This is a genomic window from Alysiella sp., assembly GCF_030525755.1.
Lineage (GTDB): Bacteria > Pseudomonadota > Gammaproteobacteria > Burkholderiales > Neisseriaceae > Simonsiella.
Genome location: NZ_JAUNEC010000065.1, coordinates 1 through 7,646, shown reverse-complemented (window position 1 = coordinate 7,646; position 7,646 = coordinate 1). Strand labels below are relative to the sequence as shown.

General features: G+C 40.6%; 7 protein-coding genes. 6 read left to right on the top strand and 1 reads right to left on the bottom strand.

Features of this window, described 5'->3' with window-relative positions; all coding sequences use genetic code 11:
• The first annotated feature begins 78 nt into the window (after positions 1 to 78).
• Complete coding sequence (locus Q4B82_RS08960; RefSeq protein ID WP_303066116.1) at positions 79 to 345, top strand: SPOR domain-containing protein; 267 nt, start codon at positions 79 to 81, stop codon at positions 343 to 345.
• A 56-nt stretch (positions 346 to 401) separates the two neighbouring features.
• Here the strand turns inward: Q4B82_RS08960 and hemN are convergent, their stop codons facing one another.
• On the bottom strand, positions 402 to 1,850 hold the full coding sequence (hemN, locus tag Q4B82_RS08955; protein ID WP_303066115.1) for an oxygen-independent coproporphyrinogen III oxidase: 1,449 nt from the start codon (positions 1,848 to 1,850) through the stop codon (positions 402 to 404).
• A gap of 132 nt (positions 1,851 to 1,982) precedes the next feature.
• Between hemN and fnr the strand changes: the two genes are divergently transcribed.
• The 5 genes from fnr to purH all read left to right on the top strand — a co-directional run.
• On the top strand, positions 1,983 to 2,708 hold the full coding sequence (gene fnr / locus Q4B82_RS08950; protein WP_303066114.1) for a fumarate/nitrate reduction transcriptional regulator Fnr: 726 nt from the start codon (positions 1,983 to 1,985) through the stop codon (positions 2,706 to 2,708).
• Between the two features lie 262 nt (positions 2,709 to 2,970).
• Positions 2,971 to 3,657, top strand: a complete 687-nt coding sequence (locus tag Q4B82_RS08945) for a Bax inhibitor-1 family protein (protein ID WP_303066113.1) — start codon at positions 2,971 to 2,973, stop codon at positions 3,655 to 3,657.
• Positions 3,658 to 3,857: 200 nt separating this feature from the next.
• Positions 3,858 to 5,282, top strand: a complete 1,425-nt coding sequence (locus Q4B82_RS08940) for a sodium:proton antiporter (RefSeq protein WP_303066112.1) — start codon at positions 3,858 to 3,860, stop codon at positions 5,280 to 5,282.
• An 88-nt stretch (positions 5,283 to 5,370) separates the two neighbouring features.
• The gene (folD, locus tag Q4B82_RS08935) at positions 5,371 to 6,231 is read left to right on the top strand and encodes a bifunctional methylenetetrahydrofolate dehydrogenase/methenyltetrahydrofolate cyclohydrolase FolD (RefSeq protein ID WP_303066111.1); all 861 of its coding nucleotides are present in this window, start codon (positions 5,371 to 5,373) and stop codon (positions 6,229 to 6,231) included.
• Positions 6,232 to 6,285: 54 nt separating this feature from the next.
• Positions 6,286 to 7,646: bifunctional phosphoribosylaminoimidazolecarboxamide formyltransferase/IMP cyclohydrolase (purH, locus tag Q4B82_RS08930; protein ID WP_303066110.1), on the top strand; the 1,361-nt coding region annotated here is incomplete at its 3' end.

Below are 7,646 nucleotides of genomic sequence, written 5' to 3'. Positions count from 1 at the left end.
CCTATTTTAGTTTGAAATCACCATATCATTTAAGGTATGAAAATGATAAAAAAAATGTGAAAGATATTTGCATTAAAAATGGCAAATAACTTTGCTTATTCAGAGGTGCAAGCTGCAGGTATGGAAGTGCAATTTGGTGCATTTAAAAACGAAGCTTTGGCACAGCAGCAAATTGGCAAAGCCAAATTATTGGGTATTTATGATGCGCAAATTAAAATGGGACATCATGCAAACGGGCGAATTATTTATCGTACTGTTGTAGCAACAACCAATCACAATGAAGCGAATAAAGCCGTAATACGTTTGAAAGAAAATGGCATTGATTCAATCATATTGTCAAAATAAATCCACAAACGCAAAAAATCCTGAAATACACATTAATTTCAGGATTTTTTATGGATTTAAACCGTTTTGGAATAAGTGGCTTGTGTCTCTTTATGGCGCAGATGGTAATCAAATACCATAGCAATATTGCGGATTAAGAATCGCCCTTTAGGTGTAACGCGAATGCCATTATCATCAATCAATACCAAACCACGCTCCGCTAATTGCTCAAGGTCAGCAAGCTCCGCTGCAAAATAGTGTCTAATAAGTGATATGCTTTCAGTTTGTGTTAAATATTTTTCTTTTATGATTTCAGGCAGCCTGTGGAGATGGTCATCAAAATTAAGAGCGAAACGGCACATTAAATCTTGAATAATGTCACGACGCAGTAAGTCATCTTCATTTAAAGCATAGCCACGCATAATCGGTAATTGACCACTATCCAAAGCAGCATAGTAATCCTCCAAATCGCGTTGGTTTTGGTTGTATGTATTACCTACTTTGCCGATACTGGACACACCAACGGCAATCAAATCGCAATCGGCATGAGTAGAGTAGCCTTGAAAATTACGTTGTAAGCGACCTTCTTTGAGTGCGATTGCTAACTCATCTTCAGGTTTAGCAAAATGATCCATACCAATGAATACATAGCCTTTCTCATCTAGAAGCTGTACCGTATATTGCAAAATGTCCAATTTTTCTTCGCTAGACGGTACAGCTTCAGTATCAATGCGTCGCTGAGGTTTAAAAATATGTGGCAAATGTGCATAGTGATACAAAGCCAAGCGGTCTGGAGAAAGTTCAGATAACACGGTATCCAAAGTAGGTTTAATGCTTTGAACCGATTGATGTGGCAAACCATAAATCAAATCCACGCTAATGGATTTGAAGCCCGCTTCACGAGCAGCGTCAATCACTTCACGAGTTTCTTCGAGCGTCTGAATACGGTTCACGGCTGCCTGAACTTTGGGGTCAAAATCCTGAATACCAACACTCATGCGGTTAAAACCCAATTTTGCCAGTTTAAACACGCTTTCACGGCTCACTTTGCGAGGGTCAATTTCAATGGAATATTCCCCATCAGGCATCAATTCAAAATGTTGCTCAATAAGTTGGAATACCCGTTCTAATTGTGCATCATCTAAAAATGTGGGTGTCCCACCACCAAAATGTAGTTGTGCCAATTTATGTTTACCGTATAAATGTGGCGCGAGTAGGGTGAATTCTTTTGTCAAATAATCCAGATAAATATCGGCTTTGCTGGTGTCTTTAGTAATAACCTTATTGCAGCCACAGTAATAACAAATTACATTGCAAAATGGAATATGAACATATAGAGAAACAGGTTTTTCATTGTTTCTTAATGTTTTTTCCAATATGTCAACGTATTGAGGCTGCCTGAAATCAGCGTGAAAACGGTCAGCAGTGGGATAAGATGTGTAACGTGGACCGCTGGCAGGTAAACTGGCAATGAGTTCGCGGTCAAAAACGGTGTGTTCGGTTACAATAAGTGGTATGGTTTTCATAGTAAGGCTTCAAGTTTGATGTTTTGTTCTAGGACAAATTTTGTTAAAATAGATTACAGTTTATTACGCAGGATTTGATAAGCATCAATTTTGCCACCATTATACAACTTTCGTAGGACTTTATGACTTCTTATGCCCAGAATTCCCATTGTTAAACCCCTATGTTCAAACTGCTCATTAAAAGAATTGTGTTTGCCTGTGGGATTACAGTCCGAAGATTTTGACAAACTGAATGCAGTTATCCGCCAAAGTCGCCGCTTAAAAAAAGGTGAGTACCTATTTCATGCTGGTGGACACTTTACCTCGCTTTTTGCTATTCGTACGGGCTTTTTTAAAACTTCGGTTAATACTCCAGATGGTCGCGACCAAGTTACAGGCTTTTTTATGTCTGGCGAATTAATGGGAATGGACGGTATCAGTAACGGCAGTTACATTACCGATGCAGTAGCTTTAGAAGACAGCGAAGTATGTGAATTGCCTTTTGAACGTTTAGAGGAATTAAGCCATCATTTACCATCGTTAAATATGCATTTTTTTCGTTTAATGAGCCGTGAAATTGTGCGTGACCAAAATATCATGTTGTTATTGGGTAATATGCGTGCAGAAGAAAGATTGGCAGCATTTTTATTGAACTTGTCTGACCGTTTAAGTTCACGCGGTTTTGCCGCTTATGATTTTATCTTGCGTATGTCACGCGAAGAAATGGGTAGCTATCTGGGTTTGAAATTGGAAACAGTCAGTCGCACTTTATCACGCTTTAACCAAGAAGGTTTAATTTCAGTAGAACATAAACACATTAAAATTCTACAAGCAGAAAAATTACAAGAAATGATTACAGGTAATAAAACTGTAGATTAAGTGAAAATAAATGGGATTTTTTTGAATTAAAGTTAACACAGAAATAAAGGTGTTTTAGGTTTTCTATCTTTAGATGATTCGCATAATCAATATTATGTTAAATTATTTAACACAATATCAATGGGCATAGCAAAACAAATTTACATTTTAAATGTATAACTGTTATACTTAAATTTCTGTTTAAAGGATGTACTTAATTTAAGGCTCAAAACAGTTTTGTTGAATATCAATTTTTTTTTTTTAATTTTTAAGGACAATACAAATGCAAAACGGAATGCAAGATTACACACATATTGGTAAAGAAGTTTCATCTCAAGAAGTTTTATTGCAAAAAACGTATAATCTGCTGGCATTATCATTTCTGCCTGCTGCGGCAGGTGCGTTTGTCAGTATGGCATTTAATCCCTTGGCAATGATTGGCAATCGTTGGATTGCCATTGGTATCACATTTGCATTTTTCTATGGTATGTGCTTTGCCATTGAAAAAAACCGTTATGGCAAAGCTGGTGTGGCTTTGTTAATGGTATTTACATTTGGTATGGGCATTTTGATTGGTCCTTTGTTGCAATACAGTAGTATGTTCAGTAATGGCAGTCAGTTGGTTGCCATTGCTGCCGTTATGACGGCTGCGGTATTTTTCACGATGGCAGCATTGTCTCGTAAATTATCATTTGATACCAATGCGTTGGGGCGTTTTCTGATGATTGGTGTGATTGTCAGTATGATTGCAGTCGTTGCTAATTTATTCTTACAAATGCCTGTTTTATCGCTGACGATTTCTGGGGTGTTTGTTATTATCAGTTCTTTGATGATTATGTGGCAAATTCGTACCGTATTAGAAGGTGGAGAAGACAGTTATATTAGTGCTGCATTAACCATTTTTATCTCAATCTATAATTTATTTAGTAGTTTATTGCAATTGTTGTTGTCGTTTGCTGGTGAAGATTGAGTTTGAATTTCATTATTTCAAAAACAGGCTGCCTGAAAACTATCAGGCAGCCTGTTTGGTTATTTGGGCATAAGTGGTATTCCCCATTTAATTTGGTGTTTTACTGGTACAGATGATTTTTTTTTCTTATAATGAATTTCAAACAGTTGAAATACTGTTTAAAATCCCAAAACCACATAACCAATAATAAGGAAAAAACGATGTCAAATAAACTGATTACCGCCTTTTTTCTCTTGATGCCAGCATGGGTACACGCCGCATCATTTGATGGTTCGGATTTAAGCTTGATATGGGGTATACCTTTTGCATTAATTTTGCTGTCTATTGCAACTGGACCCGTATTGTTTTCACATGTTTGGCATCATCACTTTGGTAAAATCACTTTGGCTTGGACGCTGTTGTTTCTCATACCGTTTATGCTCACTTATGGTTTGTCAGAAACAGTGCATTTAATTGCCCATGCGCTGGTAGCAGAATACATTCCATTCATTTTATTACTGTTGGCACTTTATACTGTTTCGGGTGGAATTTTGGTTCAGGGTAATTTACATGGTTCAGCAAAGTTAAACACAGGAATTTTGACGATTGGTACATTGTTGGCTTCTATTATGGGTACAACAGGTGCTGCCATGTTGTTGATTCGTCCATTACTGCGTGCCAATGCCAATCGCAAACATCAAGTTCATGTTGTGGTATTTTTTATTTTCTTGGTTGCCAATATTGGAGGTGGACTAACGCCTTTGGGTGACCCGCCTTTATTTCTCGGTTTTTTAAAGGGTGTGGATTTCATGTGGACAGTTAAATACATGATGTTGCCCGTCATCATCAGTTCAATAATTTTATTGACCGTTTTTTATTTACTTGACCTCTATTACTACAGCCAAGCCGATGAAATTCAGTTCAATGAAACAACATCTACCGAAGAAGAAAAGTGGCAAATTTTTGGCAAGTGGAATTTTACGCTTTTGGCAGGCATCATAGGCGCTGTATTGTTATCAGGTATTTGGCAGCCTAAACATCCAGGTATTGATATTTGGGGTACACCTTATTTATTACCCAATTTGGTACGCGATGCCATTTTATTGACCATTACCTTTATTTCTCTGTTTATTACGCCAAAACAAGTTCGATCGGGCAACGAATTCAATTGGGAACCCATTACAGAAGTTGCAAAATTGTTTGCAGGTATTTTCATTACCATTGCTCCTGTTTTGGCAATTTTACAGGCAGGGGCACTGGGAGCATTTTCAGGCTTAATCCGCATGGTACACAATGATGCAGGTGAGCCAATTAACACCATGTATTTTTGGGTAACAGGTTTATTGTCTGCATTTTTAGACAATGCTCCAACCTATTTGGTATTTTTCAATATAGTGGGTGGTGATGCTCAACAACTCATGTATACCCCACTCTTTCATACTTTACTTGCCATTTCAATGGGTTCAGTATTTATGGGTGCCCTAAGTTACATTGGCAACGCACCCAATTTCATGGTTAAAGCCATTGCTGAACAGCAAAAAGTACCCATGCCCAGCTTTTTTGGCTATATGATATGGTCATTTGGCATTTTAATCCCCTTATTTATTCTGCATACCTTGATTTTCTTTGTATTTAAAATTCTGTAAAATAATGGGCTGCCTGAAACCCACTTTCAGGCAGCCTGATTGCTGCATTTTCACAAACCATTTTATCTCAAATTAAGGAAAATCCTTTATGGCTGCCAAAATCATCAACGGCAAATCTGTTTCCGAAAATCTGCAAGAAAAAATCAGCCAAGCAGTTGCGATACGCAAAGCAAAAGGATTGCGTGCACCTGGTTTAGCAGTCATACTCGTTGGTAGCGACCCTGCCAGCCATGTTTATGTCCGCAACAAAAACACCGCCTGTACCAAAGTAGGTTTTGAATCATTCTCTTATTACTTACCTGAAAGTACCAGTGAAGCAGAATTGCTCAACTTGGTAGATGAACTCAATCACAACCCAGCCGTAGACGGCATTCTGGTACAACTGCCCCTGCCCCCACAAATCAACAGTCAAAACATCATTGAACGCATTGTCCCTGATAAAGATGTAGACGGTTTTCATCCTTATAATGTTGGACGGTTGGCTGTGCGTATGCCTCTATTGCGCCCCTGTACTCCCAAAGGTGTTATGACCCTGCTTGATGCTTATGACATCAATGTCAAAGGCAAAAAAGTGGTGATTGTTGGTGCCTCCAATATTGTTGGACGACCACAAGTATTGGAAATGATGTTGCATGGTGCAACCGTAACCGTTTGTCATCGTTTCACACAAAATTTATCACAAGAAATTACAGAGGGCGATATTGTGGTCGTTGCCGTAGGTAAACCAGGCTTGGTTCAAGGCGAATGGATAAAACCTGGCGCAGTTGTGATTGATGTAGGCATCAACCGTTTGGAAGATGGCAGTTTATGTGGTGATGTGGTTTTTGAAACCGCCCAAGAACGTGCTGCATGGATTACCCCCGTTCCCGGTGGCGTAGGACCAATGACCATTGCCTCTTTATTGGAAAACACATTAGAAGCCTGTGAAAACCACGATAAGGTCGCCTGAAACCCCATTTGAAACTGAATTTTGTAAATTTAAATCAAGAGAAGGAAACACACAATGCCCAAAATCCAACGTGCCTTGATTAGCCTGTCCGACAAAACAGGCGTTGTGCCATTTGCCCAAGCCCTGCACGAAATGGGCGTAGAAATTTTGTCCACAGGCGGCACGGCAAAAATGCTTGCCGATGCCCAAATCCCCGTGATTGAAGTGGCAGATTACACAGGCTTTCCCGAAATGTTGGACGGTCGCGTCAAAACGCTGCACCCCAAAATTCACGGCGGCATTTTGGGCAGACGCGATTTGGACGAACACATCGCCGCCATGCGCGAACACGGCATTGACCACATTGATTTGGTGTGCGTGAATTTGTATCCCTTTGCCGCCACGATTGCGAAAGCTGGCTGCACGCTGGAAGACGCGATTGAAAACATTGACATCGGTGGTCCCACAATGGTACGCGCCGCCGCGAAAAACTGGCAACACGTTGCCATTGTTACCGACAATGCCGATTTTGAACACATCATCAACGAGTTAAAAAACCATTCAGGCAGCCTTTCCGACAAAACGCGCTTCAATTTGTCGCGCAAAGCATTCAGCCACACCGCGCAATACGATGGCATGATTGCCAATTATTTGACCAGCGTTTCTGATGAAAAACTGTCTGGCGAACCACAAATCAACGCATTTCCACAACAATTCAATCAAAGCTGGCTGAAAGTGCAAGAAATGCGCTACGGCGAAAATCCGCACCAGCAAGCCGCGTTTTACCGCGACATTTACCCCAGTTCAGGCAGCCTGTCGGCTTACACCCAGTTGCAAGGTAAAGCATTGTCATACAACAACATTGCCGATTCAGACGCGGCTTGGGAGGCGGTCAAAGCATTTGAACAACCCGCTTGTGTGATTGTGAAACACGCCAATCCTTGCGGCGTTGCCGTTGCCGACAATCCACTCAACGCCTACCGTTTGGCGTATGCGACCGATTCCACCAGCGCATTTGGTGGCATTATCGCGTTCAACCGTGAAGTAGATGGCGCAACCGCCAAGCAAATCACCGACAATCAATTTATGGAAGTGATTATGTCGCCCCAATTCAGCGATGAGGCATTGGCGATTTTGGCAGAAAAGAAAAACGTGCGCGTATTGCAAATTCCTTTACAGGCAGGCGCAAACCGTTTTGAATTGAAACGTGTGGGCGGTGGTTTATTGGTGCAAACCCCTGATATTCATCAAATTTCACGCGCCGATTTGCAAGTCGTTTCCCAACGCCAACCCACCGAACAAGAATGGCAAGATTTGCTGTTTGTGTGGAACGTGGCGAAATTTGTCAAATCCAACGCGATTGTGTTTGGCAAAGGCGGTCAGACTTACGGCATAGGCGCAGGGCAAATGAGCCGCGTGGACAGCACCCGCATTGC